The organism is Kitasatospora sp. NPDC088548, assembly GCF_044753005.1.
Lineage (GTDB): Bacteria > Actinomycetota > Actinomycetes > Streptomycetales > Streptomycetaceae > Kitasatospora.
Map to the genome: position 1 here is coordinate 37,341 of NZ_JBIVMI010000008.1, position 25,850 is coordinate 63,190.

At 72.1% G+C, this 25,850-nt stretch carries 23 protein-coding genes; 13 read left to right on the plus strand and 10 right to left on the minus strand.

The window, feature by feature from the left end:
* Window positions 1–20: 20 nt before the first annotated feature.
* On the minus strand, window positions 21–692 hold the full coding sequence (locus tag ACIP82_RS12815) for a LytR C-terminal domain-containing protein (protein WP_363603939.1): 672 nt from the start codon (window positions 690–692) through the stop codon (window positions 21–23).
* Between the two features lie 263 nt (window positions 693–955).
* Window positions 956–1,252 (minus strand): type II toxin-antitoxin system VapB family antitoxin, encoded by a 297-nt coding sequence (locus tag ACIP82_RS12820; protein ID WP_030061387.1) that lies wholly within the window; start codon window positions 1,250–1,252, stop codon window positions 956–958.
* Between the two features lie 146 nt (window positions 1,253–1,398).
* Here ACIP82_RS12820 and ACIP82_RS12825 point away from each other — a divergent pair, with 146 nt between their 5' ends.
* The gene (locus ACIP82_RS12825) at window positions 1,399–3,015 is read left to right on the plus strand and encodes a helicase HerA-like domain-containing protein (RefSeq protein WP_400653361.1); all 1,617 of its coding nucleotides are present in this window, start codon (window positions 1,399–1,401) and stop codon (window positions 3,013–3,015) included.
* 63 nt (window positions 3,016–3,078) lie between these two features.
* On the opposite strand, the gene ACIP82_RS12830 is transcribed toward ACIP82_RS12825, so the two are convergent.
* The 3 genes from ACIP82_RS12830 to ACIP82_RS12840 all read right to left on the minus strand — a co-directional run bounded on the left by ACIP82_RS12830 (window position 3,079) and on the right by ACIP82_RS12840 (window position 6,241).
* The gene (locus ACIP82_RS12830; protein WP_400653363.1) at window positions 3,079–4,086 is read right to left on the minus strand and encodes a hypothetical protein; all 1,008 of its coding nucleotides are present in this window, start codon (window positions 4,084–4,086) and stop codon (window positions 3,079–3,081) included.
* 91 nt (window positions 4,087–4,177) lie between these two features.
* Entirely contained in the window at window positions 4,178–5,344 is a 1,167-nt protein-coding gene (locus ACIP82_RS12835) for a hypothetical protein (protein ID WP_400653365.1), read from the minus strand.
* A gap of 159 nt (window positions 5,345–5,503) precedes the next feature.
* Window positions 5,504–6,241 (minus strand): rhomboid family intramembrane serine protease, encoded by a 738-nt coding sequence (locus ACIP82_RS12840; RefSeq protein WP_363603947.1) that lies wholly within the window; start codon window positions 6,239–6,241, stop codon window positions 5,504–5,506.
* 142 nt (window positions 6,242–6,383) lie between these two features.
* On the opposite strand from ACIP82_RS12840, the gene ACIP82_RS12845 reads away from it, so the two are divergent.
* Window positions 6,384–6,902 (plus strand): YbhB/YbcL family Raf kinase inhibitor-like protein, encoded by a 519-nt coding sequence (locus ACIP82_RS12845; RefSeq protein WP_363603948.1) that lies wholly within the window; start codon window positions 6,384–6,386, stop codon window positions 6,900–6,902.
* Here the strand turns inward: ACIP82_RS12845 and ACIP82_RS12850 are convergent.
* The gene (locus tag ACIP82_RS12850; protein WP_400653368.1) at window positions 6,880–7,905 is read right to left on the minus strand and encodes a helix-turn-helix transcriptional regulator; all 1,026 of its coding nucleotides are present in this window, start codon (window positions 7,903–7,905) and stop codon (window positions 6,880–6,882) included. The two genes, ACIP82_RS12845 and ACIP82_RS12850, sit on opposite strands and share 23 nt — an antisense overlap.
* Window positions 7,906–7,998: 93 nt before the next feature.
* Here ACIP82_RS12850 and ACIP82_RS12855 point away from each other — a divergent pair, with 93 nt between their 5' ends.
* Both ACIP82_RS12855 and ACIP82_RS12860 read left to right on the plus strand, forming a co-directional pair.
* Window positions 7,999–9,549 (plus strand): MFS transporter, encoded by a 1,551-nt coding sequence (locus tag ACIP82_RS12855; protein ID WP_400653558.1) that lies wholly within the window; start codon window positions 7,999–8,001, stop codon window positions 9,547–9,549.
* A 66-nt stretch (window positions 9,550–9,615) separates the two neighbouring features.
* Window positions 9,616–9,828 (plus strand): KTSC domain-containing protein, encoded by a 213-nt coding sequence (locus ACIP82_RS12860; RefSeq protein ID WP_363603951.1) that lies wholly within the window; start codon window positions 9,616–9,618, stop codon window positions 9,826–9,828.
* 71 nt (window positions 9,829–9,899) lie between these two features.
* Here the strand turns inward: ACIP82_RS12860 and ACIP82_RS12865 are convergent, their stop codons facing one another.
* The 3 genes from ACIP82_RS12865 to ACIP82_RS12875 all read right to left on the minus strand — a co-directional run bounded on the left by ACIP82_RS12865 (window position 9,900) and on the right by ACIP82_RS12875 (window position 11,807).
* Window positions 9,900–10,496, minus strand: a complete 597-nt coding sequence (locus ACIP82_RS12865; RefSeq protein ID WP_363603952.1) for an HhH-GPD-type base excision DNA repair protein — start codon at window positions 10,494–10,496, stop codon at window positions 9,900–9,902.
* A 266-nt stretch (window positions 10,497–10,762) separates the two neighbouring features.
* On the minus strand, window positions 10,763–10,897 hold the full coding sequence (locus tag ACIP82_RS12870; RefSeq protein WP_363603953.1) for a DUF397 domain-containing protein: 135 nt from the start codon (window positions 10,895–10,897) through the stop codon (window positions 10,763–10,765).
* Entirely contained in the window at window positions 10,860–11,807 is a 948-nt protein-coding gene (locus ACIP82_RS12875) for a helix-turn-helix transcriptional regulator (protein ID WP_363603955.1), read from the minus strand. The genes ACIP82_RS12870 and ACIP82_RS12875 overlap by 38 nt, the downstream gene beginning before the upstream one ends.
* A gap of 635 nt (window positions 11,808–12,442) precedes the next feature.
* On the opposite strand from ACIP82_RS12875, the gene ACIP82_RS12880 reads away from it, so the two are divergent.
* From ACIP82_RS12880 to ACIP82_RS12910, 7 genes are all read left to right on the plus strand, one after another.
* Window positions 12,443–12,637, plus strand: a complete 195-nt coding sequence (locus tag ACIP82_RS12880) for a hypothetical protein (RefSeq protein ID WP_363603956.1) — start codon at window positions 12,443–12,445, stop codon at window positions 12,635–12,637.
* A 506-nt stretch (window positions 12,638–13,143) separates the two neighbouring features.
* Window positions 13,144–14,496: a helix-turn-helix domain-containing protein gene (locus ACIP82_RS12885; protein ID WP_400653371.1), complete on the plus strand. Its 1,353-nt coding sequence runs from the start codon at window positions 13,144–13,146 to the stop codon at window positions 14,494–14,496.
* A gap of 154 nt (window positions 14,497–14,650) precedes the next feature.
* Window positions 14,651–15,424, plus strand: coding sequence for a TIR domain-containing protein (locus ACIP82_RS12890; RefSeq protein ID WP_400653372.1), 774 nt, complete (start codon window positions 14,651–14,653; stop codon window positions 15,422–15,424).
* Window positions 15,421–17,394, plus strand: a complete 1,974-nt coding sequence (locus tag ACIP82_RS12895) for a hypothetical protein (RefSeq protein ID WP_400653374.1) — start codon at window positions 15,421–15,423, stop codon at window positions 17,392–17,394. The genes ACIP82_RS12890 and ACIP82_RS12895 overlap by 4 nt, the downstream gene beginning before the upstream one ends.
* Window positions 17,391–18,734 carry a hypothetical protein gene (locus ACIP82_RS12900; protein WP_400653376.1) on the plus strand — a complete coding sequence of 448 codons (1,344 nt, stop codon included), beginning with the start codon at window positions 17,391–17,393 and terminating at the stop codon, window positions 18,732–18,734. The genes ACIP82_RS12895 and ACIP82_RS12900 overlap by 4 nt, the downstream gene beginning before the upstream one ends.
* A gap of 308 nt (window positions 18,735–19,042) precedes the next feature.
* Window positions 19,043–21,553 (plus strand): germacradienol/geosmin synthase, encoded by a 2,511-nt coding sequence (locus tag ACIP82_RS12905; protein WP_400653378.1) that lies wholly within the window; start codon window positions 19,043–19,045, stop codon window positions 21,551–21,553.
* 253 nt (window positions 21,554–21,806) lie between these two features.
* Entirely contained in the window at window positions 21,807–22,604 is a 798-nt protein-coding gene (locus ACIP82_RS12910; RefSeq protein WP_363603969.1) for a VOC family protein, read from the plus strand.
* Window positions 22,605–22,759: 155 nt separating this feature from the next.
* On the opposite strand, the gene ACIP82_RS12915 is transcribed toward ACIP82_RS12910, so the two are convergent.
* Window positions 22,760–23,473 (minus strand): winged helix-turn-helix domain-containing protein, encoded by a 714-nt coding sequence (locus ACIP82_RS12915; RefSeq protein ID WP_363603971.1) that lies wholly within the window; start codon window positions 23,471–23,473, stop codon window positions 22,760–22,762.
* A gap of 65 nt (window positions 23,474–23,538) precedes the next feature.
* Between ACIP82_RS12915 and ACIP82_RS12920 the strand changes: the two genes are divergently transcribed.
* Both ACIP82_RS12920 and ACIP82_RS12925 read left to right on the plus strand, forming a co-directional pair.
* Entirely contained in the window at window positions 23,539–25,053 is a 1,515-nt protein-coding gene (locus tag ACIP82_RS12920) for a hypothetical protein (RefSeq protein ID WP_400653381.1), read from the plus strand.
* Window positions 25,050–25,832 carry an isocitrate lyase/phosphoenolpyruvate mutase family protein gene (locus ACIP82_RS12925; RefSeq protein WP_400653383.1) on the plus strand — a complete coding sequence of 261 codons (783 nt, stop codon included), beginning with the start codon at window positions 25,050–25,052 and terminating at the stop codon, window positions 25,830–25,832. Before ACIP82_RS12920 ends, ACIP82_RS12925 begins: the two co-directional genes overlap by 4 nt.
* Window positions 25,833–25,850 lie beyond the last annotated feature (18 nt).

Consider the following 25,850-nt stretch of genomic DNA (forward strand, 5'->3'; position numbering starts at 1 on the left):
CGCGGGGTGCGGGCCGGGGCTCAGCAGCTGCCCGTGGTGCTGGGGGCCGGGGTGGGCTTGGTGGCGAGGGCCAGGGCGGCGGCGGCCTGGGTCTCGTCCAGCAGGGCGTTGTAGCTGTCGCCGATCACGAAGTCCACGGTGGCGTCGGTCCGGGCGTCGGCCGTGGTGGTGGCGCCGGCGATCTGTGAGCCGAGCAGGGTGGACGCGCCCACCCCGGCCGGGCCGGCGATCACCTGGGCGGTGCCGGGCACCTTCTTGTCCAGTTCGGCGGGCGCGTTGCCGACCTTGCCGATGGCGAAGCCGCGCTTCTTCAGCTCCTCGGCGGTCCGGGCGGCCAGCCCGGCCTTGGCGGTGGCGTTGTAGACGTTCACCGTGACGGTGGCGGGCTGCGGGATGGCGTGCGGGTCGGCCGGTGCGGCGGAGGCGCCGGGCGCGTCCGGGGAGGCGTCCTGGGCCGGTGCGGCCAGCGCCTTGCCGGAGGGGGTTTCGCAGGCCTGGGCGGAGGCGTTCCTGCCCTTGCCGCTGAAGATGTCCCAGAGCTGGACACCGCCGAGGCCGATCAGGGCCAGCGCGAGCAGAGCACCGATCAGGGCCAGTACCTTGCGGCTCTTCTTCGGCGGCCGGCCCAGCCGCGGATAGGCGTTGCCGGTGATGCGGTACTGCTTCCCCTTCAGGCCTTGGGGAGTCAACATGCTCACGGTTTGTCTCCCCCTCGTGCCGGGGCGGGGTTCGAGTGACGGGTCCGGCCGACGCGTGGGGGCGAATCCCGCCCGGAAGGTGGGAGTTCGCCGCGGGTCGCGGCCGTAGTCAGCAGATTAGTGCCGTACGCCTGCGAAGGTACTAAACGATCATCATCTGGAGTACGTCGGTACCCGAAAGGAGGTACCGGCGTATGAGTAGACCGCCCTCCGGAGGTGGCCGGAGGGCGGTACGGGGGTTGTGCGGGCGGGACCCGTCACTCCATTTCGAGGACGCGGGCGTGCAGTACCTGCCGCTGTTGCAGCGCGGCCCGTACGGCGCGGTGCAGCCCGTCCTCCAGGTAGAGGTCGCCGTGCCACTTCACGACGTGGGCGAAGAGGTCTCCGTAGAAGGTGGAGTCCTCCGCCAGGAGTGTTTCCAGGTCCAGTTGTCCCTTGGTGGTCACCAGCTGGTCCAGCCGCACCGGACGCGGGGCGACGTCCGCCCACTGGCGGGTGCTGGTCCGGCCGTGATCCGGGTACGGCCGCCCATTGCCGATGCGCTTGAAGATCACACGGAAAGCCTACCGTTAGGGCGGCGGCCGGCGCAGCAGCCGTGGCGCCGCCACGCGCTCCCGTGTGAGCTGCGAGCGGGCGATTGCGGCTGTTTCATGGGAAATGTCGCGAACGTCGTCCCTGTTCTGCCCGGGAGTGTGCCCCGATGTCCACCGCCGAGCCGCCGTCCTCCGCCCCCAATCCGCCCGCCGCGGCCCCGCCGGCGGTGGTGCCGCCCGCCGTCCGGGAGATCGCCGCCGGGTACGCCTTCGCCGGACCGGCCCTCGACCTCGGCGCGGTGCTGCTGGACGGCACCGCCTACCCGGACGCCCAGGTGCGGATCCCGCTCGGCGTGCTCAACCGGCACGGGCTGGTCGCGGGCGCCACCGGCACCGGAAAGACCAAGACCCTCCAGCTGATCGCGGAACAGCTCAGCGAGCAGGGCGTCCCGGTCTTCCTCGCCGATGTCAAGGGCGATGTCTCCGGGGTCGCCGCACCCGGCACGCCGAGCGCGCGCACCGCCGCCCGCGCGGCCGAGGTCGGCCAGAACTGGTCGGCGCGGGGCTGCCCGACGGAGTTCTTCTCGCTCGGCGGCCGGGGCGCGGGCATCCCGATCCGGGCCACCGTCACCAGCTTCGGGCCGCTGCTGCTCGCCAAGGTGCTGGACCTGAACGAGACCCAGGAGTCCTCGCTCGGTCTGGTCTTCCACTACGCCGACCGCGGCGGGCTGGAGCTGGACGACCTCAAGGACCTCACCGCCGTCATCACCTTCCTGACCTCGCCCGAGGGCAAGGAGGAGCTGAAGGGCATCGGCGGCCTCTCGGCGGCGACGGCGGGGGTGATCCTGCGTTCGCTCACCATGCTGGAGAACGAGGGCGCCGGGGCCTTCTTCGGGGAGCCCGAGTTCGACACCGCCGAACTGCTGCGGACCGCGCCGGACGGGCGGGGTGTGGTCTCGGTGCTGGAGCTGCCCGCGGTGCAGGACCGGCCCCGGCTCTTCTCCACCTTCCTGATGTGGCTGCTCGCCGACCTCTACCAGGAACTGCCCGAGGTCGGGGACCTGGACAAGCCCAAACTGGTGTTCTTCTTCGACGAGGCGCACCTGCTCTTCAAGGGCGCGTCCAAGGCCTTCCTGGAGGCGATCACCCAGGCCGTGCGGCTGATCCGCTCGAAGGGGGTGGGGATCTTCTTCGTCACCCAGACGCCGAAGGACGTTCCGGCCGATGTGCTCGCCCAGCTGGGCAACCGGGTGCAGCACGCGCTGCGCGCCTTCACACCGGACGACGCCAAGGCGCTCAGGGCGACCGTCTCCACCTTCCCCCGGTCGGCGTACGAGCTGAGCGAGGTGCTGACCTCGCTCGGTACCGGTGAGGCCGTGGTCACCGTGCTCTCCGAGAAGGGCGCGCCGACACCGGTGGCGGCCACCCGGCTGCGGGCGCCGCGGTCGCTGATGGGCCCGGTCGAACCGGCCGCGCTGCAGGCGCTGGTGGACCGATCCGAACTGACGGGCCGTTACAAGGACGCGATCGACCGGGAGTCGGCGTACGAGAAGCTGGCCGCCCGGGCGGCCCGGCCGGAACCCGCGCCGGTGCCGGCCCCGGAGCCGGGGGCCGGGCGGACCGGGCGGCCGGCGTCCCGCAAGGGGGCGGAGCCGGAGGGCGGCGGGCTGCTCGGCTCGCTGCTGAGCAGCCCGGCGCTCAAGTCCTTTGCCCGCACGGCCGGGACGCAGCTCGGGCGGGAGATCTCGCGGAGCCTGTTCGGGACGTCCAAACGCCGGCGGTGACCGGCCGTCCGGCACGGGTGCGCGGCGGCTTCGACCCGGCCGGGGCGTGGGTGGCCGTGCGGGTCAGCCCAGGTAGACGCGGGCCGCCGAGATCGGTCGGTCGGCGATCCTGCGGGGCGTCGACGAGTTGACGCTCCAGCGGTAGCCGGCGAACAGCTTGGTGGCGGCGTCCGCGTAGAAGATCATGTGGCCGTAGCCGGCGCCGTTGTGCTCCGCCCAGACCGGCTGGCCGCTCGGGTCGGCGCTCTCCTCGATCCGGGTGTCCGGGAAGGCGCGGTAGAGCTCCGTGGCGCCGCTCGGCTTCGGGTTGCCGTGCGGGTCGCTGGTGCAGTCGATGATCTCGAAGATGTACGGGACCACGCCGGCGCCCACCTGTGCGTCCACCGGGTCGGGCCAGGTGCCCCTGCGTTCCCGGATCATGACGATGTGTCCGGTGTACGGGGTGGTGGTCGAGGCCGGGTCGTAGTCGAGGGCGACCAGGTCGCCCGGGCGCAGGTTGACCGGCTTGGTGACGGCGGTGAGGTGCGGGATGTCGGCCGCGTTCGCGAAGCCCTGCTGGAACAGCTCGGCGGTCGGGAAGGGCCGGTCCGTCCGGAAGTAGCGCTGGAAGTACTCCCGGGTCGCCCAGCCGTAGTTGGCGGCCGGCCAGGGGAGCGGGCGGTCGGGGGAGTCGACCGGTACGGTGCCGCCGTAGGCGCGCTGGAGCACCAGGGTGAGGAAGGACGAGCATTGGGAGAGGTTGGAGAACTCCTCCGGATGGCCGGCCGTGCCCCAGGTTACGCTGGTGTGGACGTCGTCGAACTCGCCCGCGGTCTTGTACTGGTTGGCGTTGTGGCTCCAGGGGCGCAGCCGCAGGTGGTCGATCAGCGTCTCGGCCTCGATCTGGTGCGGTGGCTTGAGCGGGTACGGGTTGGGCGCGGGGACGGCGGTTGCGGCGGCAGTGGCTTCGGAGGTGGTCGAGGCGGCGGCAGCCTCGCCGGTGGAGACCGAGGCGGCCAGGGCTGCTCCGGCGGTGCCCGCGGCTCCGGTCATGAGTGTGCGGCGGCTGATCCGGCCGTTCGACGGTGGCATGGGGGCTCCCCCTCGTTGGAAGATCACAACGAGGGGGAGCCTAGATTCTCAACCTTGACATGGCCAGGGCGGATTGCGCTGACCAGGGGCGTTATCCGGCCAGAGCGGCGCCGATCCGGTCCATCGAGGAGAGCCGCATCAGGCCGTAGTTGTAGAACTCGACCTCCGGCACCCCCAGTTCACGGAGGGCGGCGATCTTGGCGGCGAGGTTGGCGGGGCCGTCGCAGTCCGAGGCCATCGGCCGGAGGATGACCGCCATGTCCTGCGGGCGGACGCCGTGCAGAGCGAAGGCGGCGATCTTCTCGCGGACGGCCTCCGGGGTCTTCGCGTAGCCGAGCGTCTCGATCTGGTGGGCGGCCTTGGCGAGCGTGGGCAGGTCGATGCCCGACAGCCAGCCCTTGCCGGGGCCGCCGCCGTCCATGAAGCTCAGCCGCATGCCGTACCGCTCCGCGGCCTCGGCCGCCTCGGCGGCGAGCGAGGTCACGGTCGCGGCGGAGGCGTCGACGTAGGCGGCCAGGCCGCCGCCCGCCAGCTCGTCCAGCGCACCCGGCTCGGCGGCCGCGGCGTCGTCGGCCAGCCGGCGGCGCAACTCGCCCCGGACGGCCTCGGCCACCTCGTCGGCGGGCACGCCGGCGCGGGTGGCGGCGGCTCGGCAGTGGTCACAGAAGCAGATGCCGAGCAGCGCCTCGGCGACCGGGCCCAGCTCCTCGAAGTAGCGCTCGTGGTGGTAGCCGTGGCGCAGCCCGTGGAAGTGCAGCGACTCGGCCCGGATCGCGTCCACGCCGTAGCGGGCCAGTTCGGCGACCAGGGTCACCGCGTACTCGCGGACCTCCGGATTGGCCGGGCAGAGCTCGGTGAGGTGGCGGTCGCCGAAGGCGTTGGCGGGCGCGCAGTCCGGGTGTTCGAAGCCGAGCCGGTCGTTGTGGCAGAACACCGTCCAGGCGTGCAGCTTCAGCCCGCGGCGCCGCGCCTCGGCGGCGGCCTCGGCGAAGGGGTCGCGGTCGCCGATCGCGGTGGAGGGGACGGGCCGCAGCCGTCGGCCGGTCCACCGCGCCGGGTCGGGGCGGAAGTAGGCGGCGCCCGGCTCCAGGTAGCGGATCACCCGGTGCGGGTTGTGCGGGAAGACGTCCCTGGCCTCGTGGTAGACGGAGGCGAGGGTGACGCCGCCCACCCCGGCCCGGGCGGTGAGGTTGCCGAAGAAGGTGTCGGCGCCCTCGTCGAGCAGGTCGGTGGCGAAGGCGAGGACGGACGACTCCACGGTGCGGCTCCGGAGCAGGGGGACGGGTGCCCTCTCACGCTAGCCGCCGGGTGTGGATTGGTCTATACCTGGCGGAGACGGGCGCGGGCGGCGTCGCCCGAGGTCAGCGGCGTGAGGGTGGCAGCCCGAGGGGGGCGGCCCGAGGAGAGCGGTCGGCGTTCAGAGGCCGAGGTCGTCCAGTTCCTTGAGCAGGGCGGCGTTGGAACCGGGGGCGCCGCTGGTGGGAGCACCGCTGCCGGCGGCGCCGGACCGCGTCGGGAGAGCGGCCGCCTTGCCGTCGGCGGGCTTCGGGCCACGGTCCCGGAAGATCCAGGCGCCCGCGAAGCCGCCGACCAGACCGCCGAGGTGGGCCGCCCAGCTGATCCCCGGAGCGACGCCCGGCAGCGCGCCGGTGACCATGTAGGCGTAGGAGGCGCCCAGCACCAGGCCGATCAGCGTGTCGATCAGGTTGCGGTCGAAGAGCCCGCGCAGCACCACGTAGCCGAAGTACCCGAAGACCACGCCGCTCGCGCCGACGCCGATGGAGTTCGGCTTGTCGAAGATCCAGGCCGTCAGCTCACTGGTCAGCGCGACCAGCAGGGTCAGCCCGAGGAACTTCTTGACCCCCCGGTAGGCCGCCAGAAAGCCGAAGACGAACAGCGGCCCCGAATTGGCCTCCAGATGGGCCCAGTTCCAGTGCAGGAAGGGCGCCGTGACCACGTTCGGCAGCCGGTCGATCTGCTGCGGCATGACGCCGTAGTCCCTGCTCAGGCCGTAGTCGTCCAGCCAGTTCACCAGCTGCAATGCCCAGACGACGGCCATCACGCCGACCATCGTGAAGAGTGCCCGGCGCGCATCGGCGATCATGCGCGCGGGGTCGAGGGGGAGTGGGGAACCGGTGCGGTCGTCCGAGGCCATGGTGCCGACTCTAGGCCGAGCCCGATCCGGCCCGCACCCCCTAAAGTGAGGCGCGTCATCCGGCCCGATCTTCGGCCCGGCCCTCGGCCGGTCCCCCGGCCCGGTCTTCAGCAACAGCCAGCCTGTCGAGAGGTGATCATCCATGAGCGTTCGTCCGCCGCTGCCGTACGAGTTCCTGCCGCAGGTGCCGTCCTTCGAACTGACCAGTGAGGACATCACCGAAGGCGGCGAGCTGGCCGAGGAGTTCCGCTACTCCGGCGGCAACCTCTCGCCGCAGCTGGCCTGGTCGGGCCTGCCGGAGGGCACCCGGAGCATCGCCGTCACCTGCTTCGACCCGGACGCCCCGACCGGCTCCGGCTGGTGGCACTGGCTGGCGCTCAACCTGCCCGCCGACACCGCCGGCCTGGCGCGCGGCGCCGGTGCCTCGGACGCCGACCTGCCCGGCGAGGCCTCCTTCCACGCCCGCAACGACTTCCCGGCCAACAAGTACGACGGCGCCGCCCCGCCGCCCGGGCCGGCGCACCGGTACGCGTTCGCCGTGCACGCCCTGGACGTGGACGCGCTGGATGTCGCCGCCGACATCCCGCCGGCCCAGGTCGGCTTCAACATCACCTTCCACACGCTGGCCCGCGCGGTGATCACGGCCGAGTTCGGCGTCTGAGGCTGTCGGCCCGGTCGTCTGCTTGGTCGCCCGCCTGGTCGCCCGCCCGTCCGGCGCGGGCGGCGCGGGCGGCCAGCTCGCGCAGAAGGGCGGACATCTCCGGAGGCTCGTGGACCTCGAACTCGCAGCCGAGCATCAGCAGCCGCATCGCCAGCCACTCCAGTGAGTCCGCCCTGGAGCGGAGCCGACAGCTGTGCTCGTCGATCGGTTCGATCTCGCAGTCGCCGTGGCGGTTCAACCAGCGCCCTGCCTCGGCGGCGGGCAGGTGCAGGGTCGCCACCAGGGTGTGCGTCGGAGCGAGCCGGCGGAGCTTGCTCGCCACATAGGCCGCCGCGTCCTCGGCGGGCAGTTCGCGCGGGGTGATCCGGGCGCCGGTCGCGAACGGTTCGCTGATCCGGTCCACCCGGAAGAGCCGCCAGTCGTCCCGGTCCAGGTCGTACCCCACCAGGTACCAGCGCCGTCCGGCCGAGACCAGGCGGTTGGGCTCCACCTGGCGCCTGGTCTCGGCACCGTCGCCGGCCCGGTAGCCGAAGCGCAGCCGCTCCCGGTTGGTCACGGCGTTGGCGAGCACGGTGAGGTCCTCCGGCTCGACGGTCGGCCCGTCCCCGCTGAGCAGCGGCACGGTGGCCGTGTTCAGCGCGCCGACCCGCTGCCGCAGCCGGCCCGGCAGGACCTGGAGCAGCTTGCCCAGGGCACGGACCGACGCCTCCTCGATCCCGGCCACGGCGTGCCCGGCCGCCGCCCGCAGCCCGACCGCGATGGCCACCGCCTCCTCGTCGTCCAGCAGCAGCGGCGGCATCGCCGTCCCCGCGACCAGCCGGTAGCCGCCGACGGCGCCCATCGTGGCCTGCACCGGGTAGCCCAGCTCGCGCAGCCGGTCGATGTCCCGGCGGATCGTCCGCGGGCTGACCTGGAGGCGCTCGGCCAGCTCGCTGCCGGGCCACTCGCGCGGGGTCTGGAGGAGGGAGAGCAGGCTCAGCAGCCGCGCCGGGGTGTCGGTCATACCGTCCAGGATGCCGGACAAGTGGGTCAGGATCTGGCCTATATCCCCCCTATCGTCGCCGACGTGCCGAAGAGCGAGAACGAGGAGCAGCGAATGAGGACGAAGGACCCGGCGGCGGTCGACCGGCGGAGGTGGATCGCCCTGGCGATCGTGATGACCGCCTCCTTCATGGACCTGGTGGACGTCACCATCGTGAACGTCGCGATACCGAGCATCCAGGAGGACACCGGCGCCTCCTTCAGCGCCATCCAGTGGGTGACCGGCGGGTATGCCCTGGCCTTCGCGATCGGCCTGATCACCGGCGGCCGGCTGGGTGACATCTACGGTCGCAAGCGGCTGTTCCTGATCGGAATCGGCGGCTTCACGATCGCCTCGGCGCTCTGCGGTCTGGCGACCGGCGCCGAGATGCTGGTCGCGACGCGGGTCCTGCAGGGCGGGACGGCCGCGCTGATGGTGCCGCAGGTGCTGTCGATCATCCATGCGACCTTCCCGGCGGAGGAGCGCGGCAAGGTGTTCGGCCTGTTCGGCGCGATCGTCGGCCTGGGCGCCGTCTCCGGCCCGCTGATCGGCGCGCTGCTGACGGAGTGGGATCTGTTCGGCCTCGGCTGGCGGCCGATCTTCCTGATCAACCTGCCGGTCGGGGTGGCCGGGCTGCTGCTGGGCCGCCGCTTCATCGGGGAGTCGCGGGCGGAGCAGGCGCTGCGGCTGGACCTGCTCGGCACCGTACTGGCCAGCGTGGGCCTGCTGATGCTGCTCTACCCGCTGACGCACGGCCGGGAGGCCGGCTGGCCGCTCTGGGGCCACCTCTCGATGGCCGGGAGCCTGCCGGTGTTCGCGCTGTTCGTCGCCTACGAGCGGGTCAAGACGCGGCGGGACGGCTCGCCGCTGGTCGAGTTGTCGCTGTTCCGGGTGAAGAGCTTCGCGGCCGGCATCGGGGTGCAGCTGACCTTCGGCGTGGTCACCGGGATCTTCTTCCTGGTCTGGACCCTGTACATGCAGATCGGCCTCGGCTGGAGCCCGTTGAAGGCCGGGACCACGGGTATCCCGTTCTCGATCGCGGTCTCGACGGCGGCCGGGCTGTCCGTGCAGAAGCTGGTGCCGCGGTTCGGGCGGAAGGTACTCCAGAGCGGCGCGCTGGTGATGGCGGCCGGCGTGGTCACGTACATCTGGGAGGCCGAGCGGTACGGGACGGCCATCACCGCCTGGCAGATGGTGCTGCCGCTGGTGGTGATGGGCCTCGGGATGGGGCTGATCGTCGCGCCGATCACGGACGCGGTGCTGGCGGAGGTGCCGCGTGAGCACGCCGGGTCGGCGTCCGGGCTGATCAACACCGTCAACCAGCTGGGGCTGGCGCTGGGGCTCGGGCTGGTCTCGGTGGCGTTCTTCGGCGCGATGGACGAGGCGCCGGCTCCGGACGCGGTGGGGACGGCGTTCAGCGGGGCGTTCGTCCATGCGCTGTGGTGGGTCGTGGGGGTGCTGACGGTGGTGTTCCTGCTGATGTTCGCGCTGCCGAAGCGGACGGGTGGCGCGGCGGCCTCCGGGGCGGGCGCCGCGGCGGGTGCGGCGGCGGGGTCCGAGTCGGCCTCCGGGGCGGCCTCCGGCGAGCCGACGGCGGACGTGGAGCAGACGCCGGTTCTGATCTGAGGCGGGTGCTCGGGGGCCCCGGTCGCGATGCGCGGCCGGGGCCCCCGTGCACACACTGGGAAGGCCATGAACCGTACGCCGGTGGACTCGTCGCTCCTGCTCTCGGTCGGCTACGACCGGTCCGCGCGGGCGCTGGAGCTGGAGTTCACCGGCGGGCACGTGTACACGTACGCGGACGTGCCGGCCCGGGTGCACCGGGAGTTGATGGCGGCGGAGAGCCACGGGCGGTACTTCAACCGGGCGATCCGGGGGCGGTACGTGTACCGGCGGGTGTCATGAGGGGCTCAGGGGCGGCGGGCCTGGGATCCGGGGCACGGGCCCGGGTCCGCGATTAGGCGCGGGGTGAGGTCTCAGGCGGTGGCTTTGGCCTTGGCCTCCTTGGCGACGCGCTTCACCTCCTGCTTGTGGGCGCGCACCTTCTCCAGGGTCTCCGGGCCGGTGATGTCGGCCACCGAGCGGTACGAACCCTCCTCGCCGTACGCGCCCGCCGCCTCGCGCCAGCCGTCCGGCGTCACGCCGTACTGCTTGCCGAGCAGCGCGAGGAAGATCTGCGACTTCTGCTTCCCGAACCCGGGAAGGGCGTTGAGGCGGCTCAGCAGTTCCTTGCCGGTCGCCGCGCCCCGCCAGACGCCGGCCGCGTCGCCGTCGTACTGCGCCACCAGGAACTGGCAGAGCTGTTGCACCCGCTTGGCCATCGCGGCCGGATAACGGTGCACGGCGGGCTTGTCGGAGAGGAGGGCGACGAAGGCCTCGGGGTTGTAGACGGCGATCTCGTGCGCGTCGAGGTCTTCGTGGCCGAGTCGCTGAGCGATCGTCAGCGGGCCGGTGAACGCCCATTCCATCGGGACCTGCTGGTCGAGCAGCATCCCCACGAGCGCGGCGAGTGGGCTGCGCCCGAGCAGTTCGTCGGCCTCAGGCTGCTGCGCGAGCCGCACGGTGACGTTCATGGGCAGGCCCTTCTCGGAGTGTGGAGACGCGGGTGGTCGCCGTCCAGTCTGGTGGACGGCGGAGGAGAGGAGGGGGTCAACACGCCCGTGGGCGGGGTTCGGCTTACCTGGCAACACCTTGAAATAACTGGTTGGTTCGTTGCAGAACGATCCATCCTCTGTGCTAGACCCGCCCGGAGTGGTCCGTCGGGCGGTTCGGGGGCGGTTCGTCGGGCGGTTCGGCGGGAGATTTGGCGGGCGGTACTCGGACCGTGCTCGGGCCGTGCTCAGACCGTGCCGAAGTCGCCGGAGTGGAGGCCGGTGAGAAAGGCCCGCCAGGAATCGGAGGGGAAGGCGAGGGCGGGGCCGTGGGGGTCCTTGCTGTCACGCACGGGGACGAGGAGGGGGAAGTCGTGGGCCACTTCGACGCAGTTGCCGCCGTTTCCGTCCGAGTGGCTGCTCTTGCGCCAGGTCGCGTTCGTCAGGTCGGGCACCTGGGACATGGATGCGAAGTCCTCTCATGACGCGGTGGATCAGTCGGACCGACTCGGCTTCCGACAGCGCCGCTGCCCTGATCCGATCGTAGTCGGCGGCCCAATTCCGAACCTGTTCGGGCTCGTCGATGAAGTGGCCCCGGGTCAGGCTCTCGGAATAGACGCGGCTGCGGCCGGACGGCATCTCCAGCAGCACCATCCCGGACATTCGCGCGCTTGCGGCCGCGTCGAACGGAAGGACCTGGACGACCACATTGCGGCGTCGCATTCTGGCCAGGAGATGATTCAGTTGTGCGAGCATGACGTCCGGGCCGCCGATCACGCGTTCCAGAGTCGCCTGTTCCTGGATCGAAACGAGTATCGGGGCGTCGCGGGGCAGGAGAAGGCGTTCCTGTCGGTCCAATCGCCCCTGCACCAGCGCATCGATCTCCGCGGTGCCCAGGTTTTCGTTGTGGGCGGCGAAGAGGGCCCTCATGTAGCTCTCGGTTTGCAGCAGTCCGGAGACGCGGCCGGTATGCAACTCGCGAATCACGCTCGCCTGGGCCTCGGACTTCGCGAACTCCTGGAACCAGTCCGGGTGATAATCGTGCAAGTAGGGGGCGACCAGTTCATAGCTTCTGATCAGTTGGCCGCCCGCGTGCAAAGCGTTGTCGAACCTTGTGGCATCTTCGAGCGTCGGTGGCGACTTGCCCAGTTCGAACTGGGACACGCGTGTCTGGTGAATGTTCATCAGCTTCGCCAGTTCGTCCTGGCGGAGACCGGATGCGCTTCGCCAGTAGGCGAGTTCATCTCCCCAGGTCCTCGGCCGATCGCCGGTGTCAGCCTTCCGGCGTACCACCTGCGCCCACCTCCCTGCCATAAGAGTGTCTGAAAGGTCTTGCGGAAACCCTTGGTTATTACACGGTCACAGGACGACACTCAATTCGCAAGGGATTGGCGAAACTTTGCCGCTTCCGCGTGACGGGCACCGCCTTCGGGGTGACATGGCATGTCCGCAGACAAGGCCGGCTGTCGAGGATCCGGGGTGGATCGTCAACGAACGGGGGTGGCGTAGATATGACGAACAATCAGTCTTGGTCTTGGTCTTGGGCCGGGGTGTGGGGTGGTCCGGGCGGTGTGAGTGGTCCGGGCGGTCCGGGTGGTTCGGGTGTCACGGGGGCGCCGCGCCGTGGGCGTGGATGGTGAGTGGTGGGGCTGCCCGCCGGTCGCCCGGCGTCGTCGTCGTGCGGCGCTTCGGTCCACTCCGGCCCGCCGGCCGGCAGCCGGCCGCCGCCAAGTCCTGACCTTCCCGGAAAGATCCGAGAAACCCGAGGAGTCTCCTCCATGAGCATGCTGGGCAGGATGACGGCCGACGAGCGCCGTGACAGTCGTGGACCTCTTCCGTCGTCGCCAGGCCACTCTCGAACGCGCCTTCTCTCTGATCGGACCGAGGGTTCGGGCGCGGAGCCGTCGGCCCGGGCGGAGGTGGCGGCGGTGCTGCTGGTCGTCGGAGCCTCCGTCGGGATCTCCACCGTCGCGGCCCTCCTGGTCGGCCCCGGCCAGCCGGGCCTGCGCCGCCTGGTCTGGTGGATGGTGAACGCGGCCGCGCTGATGGTGGGCATTCCCTGGGGCCAGGACTGGATGGCGGCCTGGAGCCGCCGTCGCGGCGGGGAGGACGACGCGCGGTAGGTGTCCCGTCGCGCCGGACCGGTCCGCCTTTCCGCTCCGGCTTTTCTGTTTCGGCCCTTCTGTTTCGCTCCGCCGGGTGCGCCTGGTCCGCCCGGGTCCGATCTCGTTCACCCGGGTCGGTGCTCGTTCATCCGCGTTCGCGAGGTGGCCGTCCGCAGGTGCCTGAACTCCGGTTCGGCGGGCGGCTCCCGGGCGGCTCCCCGGGCGTGAATTGGTGGCAGGCGCGTGCGCGGGCGCAAGCCTCGGCGCAGGTGGTGGCGCGCGCGCCGGGTGATCCCTCCGCCGGGCGCTTTGGGCTCTCCTCTCAATGGACTTGTCGCTAACTCCCTTTGTCCTCAGGCCGAGACGCCCCTAAATCGGCACCTGGAAAAGAGGAAACGGGAAACGCCGCCATTCCCGGTCCACCCCCCTCAGTCGCATGCCAAGATTCATGCGGAAGCGAGGGGAGACCGCTTCCGGCCCAGGACGCAGAACCACGGGCGGACGGTTCCAGAGAGGGGGTTGGCATGCACGCATCCAATGAGTTCGGTCCGGAACTGCGCAGACGGCGGCTCGCCGCCGGACTGACGCTCACCCGGCTCGCGGAGTTGCTCAGTTACAGCAAGGGCCATCTCAGCAAGATCGAACGCGGTCACAAGACGCCGCCGTTCGACCTGGCCCGCCGTTGTGACGCCCAGCTCGCCGCCGGCGGCGAGCTGGAAAGACTGGTGCCGTCCGAATCCCCCGAGCGCGGGACGGGGGTGGACGGCGCCGCGACCGACGACGAAGCCTGGCTGCTTCGGGTCGGCCGCGACGGCGTCCGCTGGCCCGGGGGGCTCGGACGGCGCCAACTGCTGACGGCGGGGGCAACGTCGCTGCTGGGAGCGGGGGTTGCCACTGCGGCCGGGGCGGCGGGGCCTGCGGCGGCTGCGGTGCTCGGTGGTACTGGTGCCGGAGTCGGGGCCGGTGCGGGGGCGGAGCCGTCGGGGGACAGCTCCCCGGTGGGAATCTTCCGCGCGCAGTTCGACCAGATGCGCAGGCTCGGCCAGACCACCGACCCCGGCATGCTGCTGCCGCTCCTCACCGTGCAGACGCACACCCTGCGCGAACTCGCCGTCCAGGCCGACGCGTCGAGCCGGCCGAGGCTGCTGGGACTGGCCGCCCGGTACGCCGAGTACGCGGGCTGGATGGCCCAGGAGAGCGGTGACAACCCGTCCGCGCTCTGGTGGACCGCCCGCGCGGTCGAACTCGCCGAAGCCGGTGGCGACCGGGACCTCGCCTCGTACGCGCTGGTCCGCCGGGCGCTGGTCACCTTCTACGCGGGCGACGCCGACCAGACCGTCCAACTCGTCGCCCAGGCCCAGGGCGGACACCTGCCGCCCAGAATCAGGGGCCTCGCCGCCCAACGGGAGGCCCAGGGCCACGCCCTGGCCGGCGACCACACGGCCAGCCTGCGCAGCCTCGACCGGGCGCGCGAACTGCTGGCCAGGGCGGCGGCGGAGGACGGACCCGTCGCGCCCGTCCTCGGCACGACCAACCTCGTCGACCCGGCAGCCATGGTCACCGGCTGGTGTCTCTACGACCTCGGCCGCCCCGCGCAGGCCGCCGAGGTACTCGACCACGAGTACACGCGGATCCCCCCGCACGCCGTTCGCAGCCGCTCCCGGTACGGCCTCCGGCGCGCCCTCGCGCACGCGGCCACCGGGGAGGCCGAGCACGCCTGCACGCTGGCGGCGGAGCTGCTGCCGCTCGTTCCCGCGCTCCGGTCGGCCACCATCAGGACCGACGTGGAGCGGCTGGCCCGTGAGCTGGCACGGTTCCGGGCCAACCGGGCCGTGCTCGACCTCCAGCCCGCGCTCGCGAAGGCATTGCACCCGTAGGCGCTCCACCCGTAGGCGCCTTGCCCGAGTCGCGCCGTCCGCAGCCGTCCTGCCGGTAGCGCTCCATCCGCAGGTGTTTCACCCACAGGCCGGTCGAAGCCTCGACACACCCCGGGCCCGACCCTGCCGTCACTCACTGGAGAGGTGATCCCTCATGCCCGACATCTTCGTGAACTACCGCACCACCGACGAGGACACCGGCGCCACCCTCATCGAGCGCGAGCTGTCGCGCCGCTTCGGCAGCGAGCGGGTGTTCCGCGCCAGCAAGTCCATCAAGGTCGGCCGCCGCTTCCCGCAGGAACTGCTGACCGCCGTCCGCCGCAGCAGCGTGCTGATCGCCGTCATCGGCGCGCACTGGGCGGACGCCCGTACGGCGGACGGGCGACGGGCGCTGGACGACCCGGAGGACTGGACCAGGCGGGAGATCGTGGAGGCGTTCGAGAGCGGTGCGCTGGTCGTGCCGGTCCTGATCGGCCGGGCGACGCGCCTCAACCGGCGCGACCTCCCGGCCGAGCTGGGCGAGTTGGCCGACTGCCAGTACCGCCGGCTGGACACCCGCAACGCGGAGGCCGACCTCGCCAGGATCGGCGACGACCTGGCCGAGGCGCTTCCCCAACTCGCCGAGGCGGAGCGGCAGATCGCCCAGACGATGGTGGAGCCGGAAAGCCGCGTCCGGACCGGCCGGGTGGACGGCAGCGTGGTGCAGGCGAGGGACTACGACGGGGGCGTCGGCAACGCCGGCCGTGACCTGGGGACCTTCGTCAACAACGCGAGCGGTCCGCTGCACACGGGAACGGGGGACCAGCACAACAAGGTGCAGCACGGGGGCGTGCAGTTCAACGGGGACGGCGGAAGCTACGTCGAGCAGGGCGGCGACATCAGGCATCAGTTCGGCGGACGCCGCCACGGCGAGGACGGCCAGCGGTGACCGATGGTGGTGACGGGACCTGGATCGGCGAGGCCCAGGGGCCGACGCACACCGGGCCCGGCGATCAGCATAACCACTTCCACTACCTGATCGCCGGTGCGGATCGGCTGGTCCGCACCGGCAGCGATCCACGGCGCATGGCCCGGGAGCAACGACGCTGGCTGAGTCAGAGATTCGTCCCTCCACCAGGCTACGGAGTCGCGGCCGAGCGGCTGGAGAAGGCCGGTACGACCGTCCTGCTGTCCGGGCCTCCCGGTAGCGGGCGGAGGACCGCCGCCGTCATGCTGCTGCACCGGCTGGGTGGGGATGACGACCGGTTCCGCGAGGTCTCCCTGACCGACAAGCGGGACGACATGACGGAGTTGGCGTCCGGAGACCGGCTACTGTTCGATCTCTCCGGGGCCTCCGAGCAGGAGTATCTGGACGCCCAGCCGCTGCTGTCCGCGTACTGGGACACGGTGGAGCGGCGCGGAGCCCGACTGGTGGTCGTACTGCCCTACGGGCATGAGCAGTTGCTCCGACCGGACTTCCGGCAGCTGATGGCGACGATCGAGCGCCCGCGCGGGGATGTGGTGCTGGCCCGTCACTTGGTGCACGCGGGCATCGGCATCCCGCCGGCGGATCTGCGGGCCTCGGTGCTCGCGGAGTTGCTGGAGCGCTCCGCGATGCGGGAACTGCAGCGGCTGGCCGACCTGGTGGCGCAGGCCCGCTCGGGGGGAGGGGCGGGTGGCGACTTCGAGTCCTGGGCCAAGCAGGCGGCCGAAGCGCTCAGCGACCGCAGCAAGGAGGTGGCCGAGCAGGTGGCCGCACTCGGCGAGGGCCGCCAGCGGGCGTTGCTGCTGACCGCGGCGATGCTGAACGGGGCGCCCGCCGACGTGGTGTTCCGGCAAGCCGACGACCTGCTGGTCACGTTGAGGCATCCACCCGACGAGCGGCCCCGGCTCGACCGTACCGATCTGACCGAACGGCTGAACGCCCTGCGAGTCGAGGTCGACCGCGACGGACGGGTCCGGTTCGACTCGCTGGCCTACGACGCGGCGGTCCGCTCCCACTTCTGGACGTACTACCCCGATCTGCGGGAATCCTTCCGGAACTGGGTGGGGGATGCGGTCCGGGGACAGGGGCTGCTGGGCCCGGACGACCGGCGGAATCTGGTCGCCCGGTTCACCGAACAGTCGCTGCGGGTCGCCACGTTGGGACCTCTCTACACACTGGCTGACCAGTGGGCGGCGGAGACCAGGCTGATGCCCGAAGCGATGGAGGTGCTCGCCCGGGGGCTGGCACATGAGCGGTTCGGCTCGGCCTTCCGGGCGAGGATCTACGACTGGTCGGTCACCTCGGGCCTGCATCCGAACCTGGTCCGGGTCCTCGCGCGGATCTGCCTGGACGTGATGGCGCCGACCCACCCTGACCAGGCACTCGTCCGGTTGCACCATCTCGCACGCGGGACTGCCGAGAGCGGACCCCCCGACGCCCGGGAGGCCCTGTTCGAGCTGGTCCGGCGGGATCCGCGGCTGTACGCGAAGCTGCTGGCCCGGTTGTGGGACGGGCTGGAGGCGGGGCGGCCGGACTCACCGGATGCGGGGCTCTTCCTGGAACTGGCCGATCCGTCGCTGTCGTGGGTGCCCGCGGCCGCGATGGTGCGGGGCTGGCGGGGCGTGCTGGCGGTGGCCCCCGCGCAGCGGTGGGGGCCGACGGTCGAGCGGTGGCTGTCGGCGATGCGGTCGGTGGCGCCGCAGGAACGGGAGCGGCTGATGGGTGTGCTGGTCGACGCGGCCGACGGGTGGGCCGACCGGCTCAGTCGGCTCTACCTGGTCGCGTACGACTGGGCGAACGCCCCGGACCGGACGGAGGGGCAGCCGAGCCGGGCCGAAGTGGCGGCCCGGTTCTGGCAGAAGATCGATCTCGCGCAGGGCATTGAGCCGATCGGCGCGTCCGGGGCGCGCCGCACCGAGGAGAGGACACCGTGAACTCCACGCACTCCAGGAACAAGGCCCGCACCGCCGCCCTGGCCGCCGCGGCCGGGTTGGTGCCCGTTGGTGTCGGGCGGGGGCTGGGCTGGCCCGTGTGGGTGTGGGTCGTGGCGGCGGCCGTGATCGCCCTGCTGGTCACGCAGTTGACCGTGCGCGGTCCGGAGGGGGAGGGGGTGGTCCCCTCGCCTCCGCCGTATCCCTCGGCGGTGGTTCCGCCGGAAGCTCCGGCCGAACTTCCGTACCAGGAAGCCCGGGTGGAGGGGGTCGCGTTGCCCAGCGGGGTGCCGGACTACGACTTCGTCTTCTCGGCGACGGTCTGGTGGCGGCCGCTGCACAACGGGAGCGGACTGGTCCACGCCAACCCGGGCAGCCTCGCCGTCGAGACCGTCCTGGCCCGCGCCCGTGCCGTCACCGAGTACGAGCACCCGGCGCGGCTGGACCTCGTCCGGCACCGGCTGGACGGGGTGCTCGGCACGCAGAGCCCGGACGCCTCCGGGCTGGTGGTGGCGATGGCCGGGCGGGTCGGGCTCGGCCTGCCGGAGGCGGACCGGGACCGGCTCGGCAAGCTCTCCGAGGTGCGCAAGGCCGAGGAGGTCTGGGAGCACGAGCGGCGGTACGAGCGGAACAAGCGGGCCTACCTCGGTGACGACGTGCTCAAGTCGCCCGGCAGCGCGGTGGTGTGGTGGCTGGCCCGGAACGACGAGGAGGTGACGCGGGCGGTGGACCTGATCGGCCCGTTGGCGCAGTTGTCGGCGGTCGCCAACAACCAGGCGGTGGACGAGTTGTACGAGCACCTGGTGGTCCGGCCGGTCCGGCAGCCGGTGCCGTTCCTCGACGGGGCGGCGCCGGGAGCCGGGGCGGCGCTGCACCATCCGGACGTGGACGGCGGGGGGCGGCGGGGGCCGTCGGTGGTGGGGCCGCTGAACGACCTGATGGACGATGTGAAGCTCAAGGAGGAGGACGGCGAACGGACCGTCTACGCCCACCGGGTGGCGCTGTTCACCGAGGCGATCGGGCGGCCGGAGGAGGCCGCGCTGATCCGGGCGGGCCTGGGGGATCCGGGGGACGGGCCGGCGGGGGGTGCGGCGGGGGGTGCGGCGGAGCCGGAGCAGCCGGGGCCGGAGCCGGGGACGGGTTCGGGCTCCGGGGCGGGCTCCTGGACGGGGTCGTGGTTTGTGCCCGGGCCGGTGCGGCCGGCTGCCGAGGACGTGGGAGGGGAGGAGGAACAGCGGCCCGCGGCCTGGGAGGTGTTCACGAGGGACTCGGCCGACGGCACCTCGCCGGGGGCGGGTCGGGCGGATCCGGCCGGCCGGGCGGAGCGCGGCGGGGAGGGCTGAGCCGGGGGAGGCACCACGGGCGGGGCGGGCGGTGGCGCCCGCCCCTCCCGTGGTGCCCCGGCCGGTGGCGCCTGCGCGGTGCCGGGCCGGATATCCGTACAGGTGAACCAGAGAAGGCCAGTAATTGGAGCAGGAGTTCGATCAAAAGGGTTGATCTCATATGACTGTTCCCGTTGTCCGGTGAAGATCGTTGCTCAGGGGTAATGCTGAGCCGACCGGGTGGCGGACTTATGGGCGGAAGCGTGGCTGGACGTACCGGCTTCGTCGCGCCGGTCGGCCTCCTCGACACGTCCAGAAAGGCTCGCCCGGTGACTCAGCCGTTCGAACTGCCCTCCTTCTACGTGCCGCATCCGGCGCGCCTGAACTCCCATCTGGAGGAGGCGCGCACCCATTCCAGCGAGTGGGCACGGGAGATGGGGATGCTGGAAGGGTCGGGTATCTGGACACGGGCGGACCTCGACGCCCACGACTACGGCCTGCTCTGCGCCTACACCCACCCGGACGCCTCGGCCGAGGCACTGTCGCTGGTCACCGACTGGTACGTGTGGGTGTTCTTCTTCGACGACCACTTCCTGGAGATCTTCAAGCGCACCAACGACCGCGAGGGCGGCAAGGCATACCTGGACCGCCTGCCGCTGTTCATGCCGGCCGACCCGGCCACCCCCGTGCCCGAGCCCACCAACCCGGTCGAGGCCGGCCTGGCCGACCTGTGGCGGCGGACCGTGCCCGCGATGGGTGAGGACTGGCGGGTCCGGTTCGCGGAGAGCACCCGGAACCTGCTCAACGAGTCGCTCTGGGAGCTCGCCAACATCAACGCGGGCCGGATCGCCAACCCCGTCGAGTACATCGAGATGCGTCGCAAGGTCGGCGGCGCGCCCTGGTCAGCGGGGCTGATCGAGTACGCGGCGAACGCGGAGGTGCCGAAGACGGTCTCCGGCTCGCGGCCGCTGCGAGTGCTGATGGACGCCTTCTCGGACGGTGTCCACCTGCGCAACGACCTCTTCTCCTACCAGCGGGAGGTCGAGGAGGAGGGCGAGCTGAGCAACGGCGTCCTCGTGCTGGAGACCTTCCTGGGCTGCTCGACGCAGGAGGCCGCGGACGCCGTCAACGACCTGCTCACCTCGCGGCTGCAGCAGTTCGAGAACACCGTGTTCACCGAACTCCCCTCGCTGTTCGCCGAGACCGGGCTCGACCCGGAGGGCTGCGCCAAGGTCCTGGCGTACGTCAAGGGCCTCCAGGACTGGCAGTCGGGCGGCCACGAGTGGCACATGCGGTCCAGCCGGTACATGAACGGCGGTGGGGCGGCGGCGGGTTCGTCGAACTGGTGGGACCCGTTCGCGATCGGTGGGGTCGGCACGTCGGCGCTGGACATCCTGCGGTCGGGGGCGGCGGGCGGTCGGGCCGGCGGCGCGTCCGGTGTGCCTGGTGGGCTGGGCGGCGGGTCCGGTGCCGGGTCGGCCGGGGGCGTCGATCCGGCTGTGCGGCGGGCGCGTTCGCACAGCCATGTGCCGTTCCAGAAGGTTGGACCGTCCCAACTGCCCGATTTCAAGCTCCCGTTCACCGTCTCGTTGAGCCCCCACCTGGATGCCTCGCGGCGCAACACGGTGGAATGGTCCGGCCGGGTGGGCATGCTGGAGCCGCAGCCGGGCGTGGCCGGATCGGACATCTGGACGGCCGAGAAGGTCGCCGACTATGACTTCCCGCTCTGCTCGGCCGGCATCCACCCGGACGCGACCGCCGAGCAACTCGACCTAACCTCGGGCTGGTTGACCTGGGGAACATACGCCGACGACTACTTCCCGGTGGTGTTCGGGCGGACGCGCGACCTGGCCGGCGCCAAGGCCGCCAACGACCGTCTCTCGGCCTTCATGCCGGTGGACGGCAGCGTGCCGCCGGAGCCGACCAACGCCCTGGAGCGCGGCCTGGCCGACCTCTGGGCCCGCACCGCCGGGCCGATGACCGTCGAGGCCAGGCGGAAGTTCCGCAAGGCGGTCGAGGACATGACGCTCAGCTGGCTCTGGGAGCTCAACAACCAGGCACAGCACCGGATCCCCGACCCGGTCGACTACATCGAGATGCGCCGGAAGACCTTCGGTTCGGACCTCACCATGAGCCTCTGCCGGCTGGCCCACGGGCAGGCCGTCCCGCCGGAGATCTACGAGAGCGGGCCGATGCGCTCGCTGGAGAACGCGGCCGCCGACTACGCCTGCATGATGAACGACCTGTACTCGTACCAGAAGGAGGTCGAGTACGAGGGCGAGGTGCACAACGCGGTGCTGGTGGTGCAGAACTTCTTCAACTGCGACTACCCGGCGGCCGTCCGCATCGTCGACGACCTGATGCACTCGCGGCTGGCCCAGTTCCAGCACGTCGGGGCGAACGAGTTCCCCGTGCTGTACGACGACTTCGACCTGGGGCCGGAGGCGCGCGCGATGCTGGACGGGTACGTGACCGAACTGGAGAACTGGCTCGCCGGGATCATGATCTGGCACCGGGACTGCCGCCGGTACGGCGAGGCGGACCTGCGGCGGCACTTCGCGGGTGAGCTGCCGGAGGGTGCGTCGTCGGCGGGCGCGGCGTGGGGCGGCTCGGTTCCGCTCGGGCCGACGGGGCTGGGGACGTCCGCGGCAAGGCTTGCGTCGGCGGCTCCGGCCCGGGCGGGTTCGCGTGCGGGTGATGTGGAGACGGTGCCGCGTCCGGGGCTCGTGCCGACCGGCCCGAGCGGGTTCGGGACGGCGGGTGCGCGGCCGCTGGTGCCGTCGCCGGCCGCAGGGGTGTCGACTTCGCTGCCGACGCCGGTGTCATCGCCGATCGGGTAGCGGCAGATCGGTCCAGCGACGGCCCGCCGGGTGCGAACCGGCGGGCCGTCGTCGTGCTTCGGTGGCCCGGCTGCGGTAGGGCGTGGCTGTGGTGGGGCGTGGCAACTGCTGTGGCGCCGCTGAGCTGGGGTAACGCTGAGCGCGCGGTGGGGCGGCGGACTGGCTACTGTGGCGAATCGGGGCAAATCGCCAGGGGCGAGTCGCCGCGATGTGCCTCCGGACAGGTGCCACCACCGCAGGAGAGGGCAGAGAGATGGCCGCGCGACTTGAGGGCACACCCTGTTGGGCCGACGCGATGTTCACCGACCTGGAGGGCGCCAAGGCGTTCTACGGTGACGTGCTGGGATGGACGTTCAGCGAGAGCTCGTCGGAGTTCGGCAACTACACGCAGGCGTATTCGGACGGCAAGGCGGTCGCCGCCGTGGTGCCGCCGATGCCGGGCCAGGAGACCCAGTCGGCCTGGTGCCTGTACTTCGCCTCGCCGGACGCCGCCGCCACCGCGGACCGGATCCGCGCCAATGGCGGTGAGGTGCTGATGGGGCCGCTCCAGGTCGGCGACTTCGGCACGATGGTGATCGGCAAGGACCCGGGCGGCGTCGCCTTCGGGGTCTGGCAGGCCGGCCGCCACGAGGGCTTCGAGAAGCAGGGCGCGCCGGGTTCGTACACCTGGGCCGAGGTGCTCACCCGTGACCCGGGCAAGGCGGACTCCTTCTTTCCCGCCGTCTTCCCGTTCAGCGTGAAGCGGATGGACACCGACCAGGTGGACTACAAGATCTTCCATGTCCATGGGGCGCCCGTTCTCGGCCGGATGAAGATGGGCCCGGACGATCTTCCGCCGGACGTGCCGTCGTACGTGAGCGTCTACTTCGCGGTGGACGACTGCGACGCCACGGTGGCCAGGGCGACCGAGCGCGGTGGCACGCTCCACTTCGGCCCGATGGACAGCCCGTTCGGTCGGTTCGCGGCGATCGGCGACCCGCAGGGCGCCGCGTTCGGCGTCATCGACCTGGGGAAGACGTCCGGCGACCTGCCCGTGATGGCGGACGCCTGATGGGCGTGGGGCGCCCGGCGCACCACGGCGAGTGAGCTGCGGCCGGACAGCTGGCGGGTAACAGGAAACAGATAACAGCTTTCAACATCTGTTATCTGTTTTCTGTTGGTTGTTCTCTGTCGGTTGTTCTCCGGTCGGCGGTGGGCCGCTGGCGGTCAGCCGTCGCCCCGCCCCGATTCCATCTCCACCCCGAGCAGTTCGCGCAGGGCCCGGTGGCCGTCCGCCGTCACCCGCAGTGCCCGGCCCGAGCCGATCCGCTCCACCCAGGCCCGGTCCAGCGCGGTACGGCACAGCGCGGCGCCCAGCGCGCCGCCCAGGTGACTGCGGCGTTCCGTCCAGTCCAGGCAGCTGCGGACGACCGGACGGCCCCCCTTGCGGCCCGTCCGGTCCGGCAGCTCGATGTCGACATCGGCCAGCCACGCCCGGCCGCGCCGGGTGATGGTGAGCCCGTCCCGGTCCGCGACCAGCCCCCGTTCCAGCAGTGCGTCGGTGACGGCCACGCCGAGGCGCCCGGCCAGGTGGTCGTAGCAGGTCCGGGCACGGGCCTCGGCGCTCATCCGGGTGGAGTCACGCAGATTGCGCGGTGGCGGCTGAGTGGGCGCGGTGGTGTCGGCGTACGTCGACAGGTCCTCGATCAGGGTTGCCGCCGCCGGGCCGGCCAGCCGGACATACCGGTGCCGGCCCTGCCGCTCCTCCGCCAGCAGCCCTCCGGCGATCAGCCGGGACAGGTGCTCGCTCGCCGTGGAGGGGGCGACGCCGGCGTGCCGGGCGAGTTCACCGGCGGTCCAGGCCCGGCCGTCGAGCAGCGCCGTGCAGAACTCGGCGCGGGTCGGATCGGCGAGCAGTCCGGCGAGCTGGGCGAGTGACATGCCTCCATGGTGCCCCCGGCACGGTTCGGCGCTCACCGAACCGTGCCGCCCCTAGCGTGACGCCCATGACCACCTCGGCCAGTCCAGCCTCCGTCACCCCCTCCGTCACCCCCGCCGTCACTCCCGTCGCCACCGACGCCACCGACGCCGTGTTCGAGGGGTACGAGGACGTCACGTCCGCCCTCGCCAGCCCCGACCTGGTGCCGCCGCGCGCCGTCCCCGGGCCTCCCGGCGGCGTGGCCTGGCTGCGCGCCACCGTGGCCCGGTTCAGCACGGGCGAGGTGCACGCCGCCCGCCGCGCCCTGGTGGAGGCGGACCTGGCCGGCCTCGACCCCGCCGCACTGCGCCTGGCGGCTGCGGCCGGATTCGAGCAGGACGCCCGGCTGCGAGCGGTCCGGGTCCTCGCACAGTCCCTCGGGCTGGCGGAGCCGGAGGCCGTCGCCAGGGCGGTCGCCGTGGTGGCGCGGGCGTACTTCGTCGAACTGCCCGACGACGCCGAGGCCGATGCGGCGGTGGCCTGGCTGCTGCCGCGGATGGATCCGGCCGGCGCCACGGAGTCCGCCGCCTGCGCGCCTGACGACCTCGCGCCCAACCCCCTCGCGTCCGGCCCCCTCGCCTCCGAACGGGCGGCCAACCGGATCGGCCTCCTCGTTCAGGCCTGTGATGCCACCGCTCTCCTGGTCGAGCACGCCCGCCGCACCGCCGCCCGGGGCGTTCTCCCGGCCGCGTTGCTCACGGAGACCCTGCGCCACGACCCGCCCGTACGGGAGATGCGCCGGGTCGCCGCCCGCGACACCACGGTCGCCGGGGTCGAACTCCCCGCCGGTACCCGGGTCGTCCTCGACATCGCGGCCGCCCAGAGCACCGCCCAGAGCACCGCCCGGCGCACCACCGGGAACGCCGACCTGCCCCCACTGTCCTTCGGCGCCCCGCCCCGCGTCTGCCCGGGCCGCGCGCACGCCCTCGCCCTCGCGGCGGGCATCCTGCACGGCGCCTCCGACCCGGCGGGCCCGTTCGCGGACGACACGCCGACGACCAGCGGCCACGTGCCCGCCGAGGTCGTCCCGGCCATGGTGGACCATGTCCTGGCCCTCGCCGCCACCTGGACGGACTGGGACGGCCAGCCGGTCGCCGTCGACGGCCGGACCTGCACCCCGCACAAGGCGATCCGTCGGGTCGCGGATCATCTCATCGACCATCTGGCCGAGTTGGAAGCCCGCCTCGCGGGCGAACCCACCCAGCCGGACCACTGGCACGCCTCCGCCGCCACCACCCCGTCGGATCTCGCCCCCTTCACCCCGGCCGACCTCGACGAGGCCCGCAGCCGTCTCACCCGGCTCGCCCGGATCTGGTCCAACCGTCTGGCCACCCTCACCCCGGACCAGCTCGACCATTCCCCGGGCACCGGCTGGACCTTCCGCCAACTCGCTTTCCACGTCGCCGAGTCCGCTTACTACGCGGACGCAATCGGAGCCCTCGCCCCGCGTGCCGCCACCACTGCCGGCCCCGCCGCCCTCGCCGCCACTACCGCCACTACCGCCACCGTGAACGCCAACACCGTTGGGAGTGAGGCCTCATGAACCCCTTCGCCGCCCTGCACCATCACCCCGGCCGACCGCTGCTGCTCCCGAACGCCTGGGACCACGCCTCCGCCGTCGCCCTCGCCGAGCAGGGGTTCACCGCGATCGGCACCACCAGCCTCGGTGTGGCGGCAGCGGCCGGCCTGCCCGACGGCGCCGCGGCCACCCGCCGGGAGACCCTCCGGCTCGCCCGCCGCCTCGGCCGGGGCCGGTTCCTGCTCTCCGTCGACGCCGAGTCCGGCTTCAGCGACGATCCGGACGAGGTCGCCGCTCTGGCAGCCGAGTTGTCGGCCCTCGGAGCCGTCGGCATCAACCTGGAGGACGGCCGCCCGGACGGTACGCTCGCTCCGGCCCCGTTGCACGCCGCGAAGATCGCAGCCGTCAAGGCCGCCGCTCCCGACCTCTTCGTCAACGCCCGCACCGACACCTACTGGACCGGCTTCGACCGCCCCGCCCCGGAGACCGTCCGCCGCCTCGACAGCTACCAACAGGCCGGAGCCGACGGCGTGTTCGTCCCGGGACTGGCCGATCCCGCCGCCATCGAGGTCCTGCTCGGCCAGCTCTCCGTCCCGCTCAACATCCTCTACACCCCCGCCGGCCCGCCCCTCGCCCGACTCGCGGCCCTGGGCGTCGCCCGGGTCAGCCTCGGCTCACTGCTCTACCGCGTCGCACTGACCGCCGCCGTGGAAACCGCCACGGCGATCCGGGCGGGAGCCACCGGTCCGGTGGCCGCCTCGACACCCGGCTATTCGGCGGTTCAGGGCCTTTACCGGGGTTAGCCTCACCGGGGTTGGCCT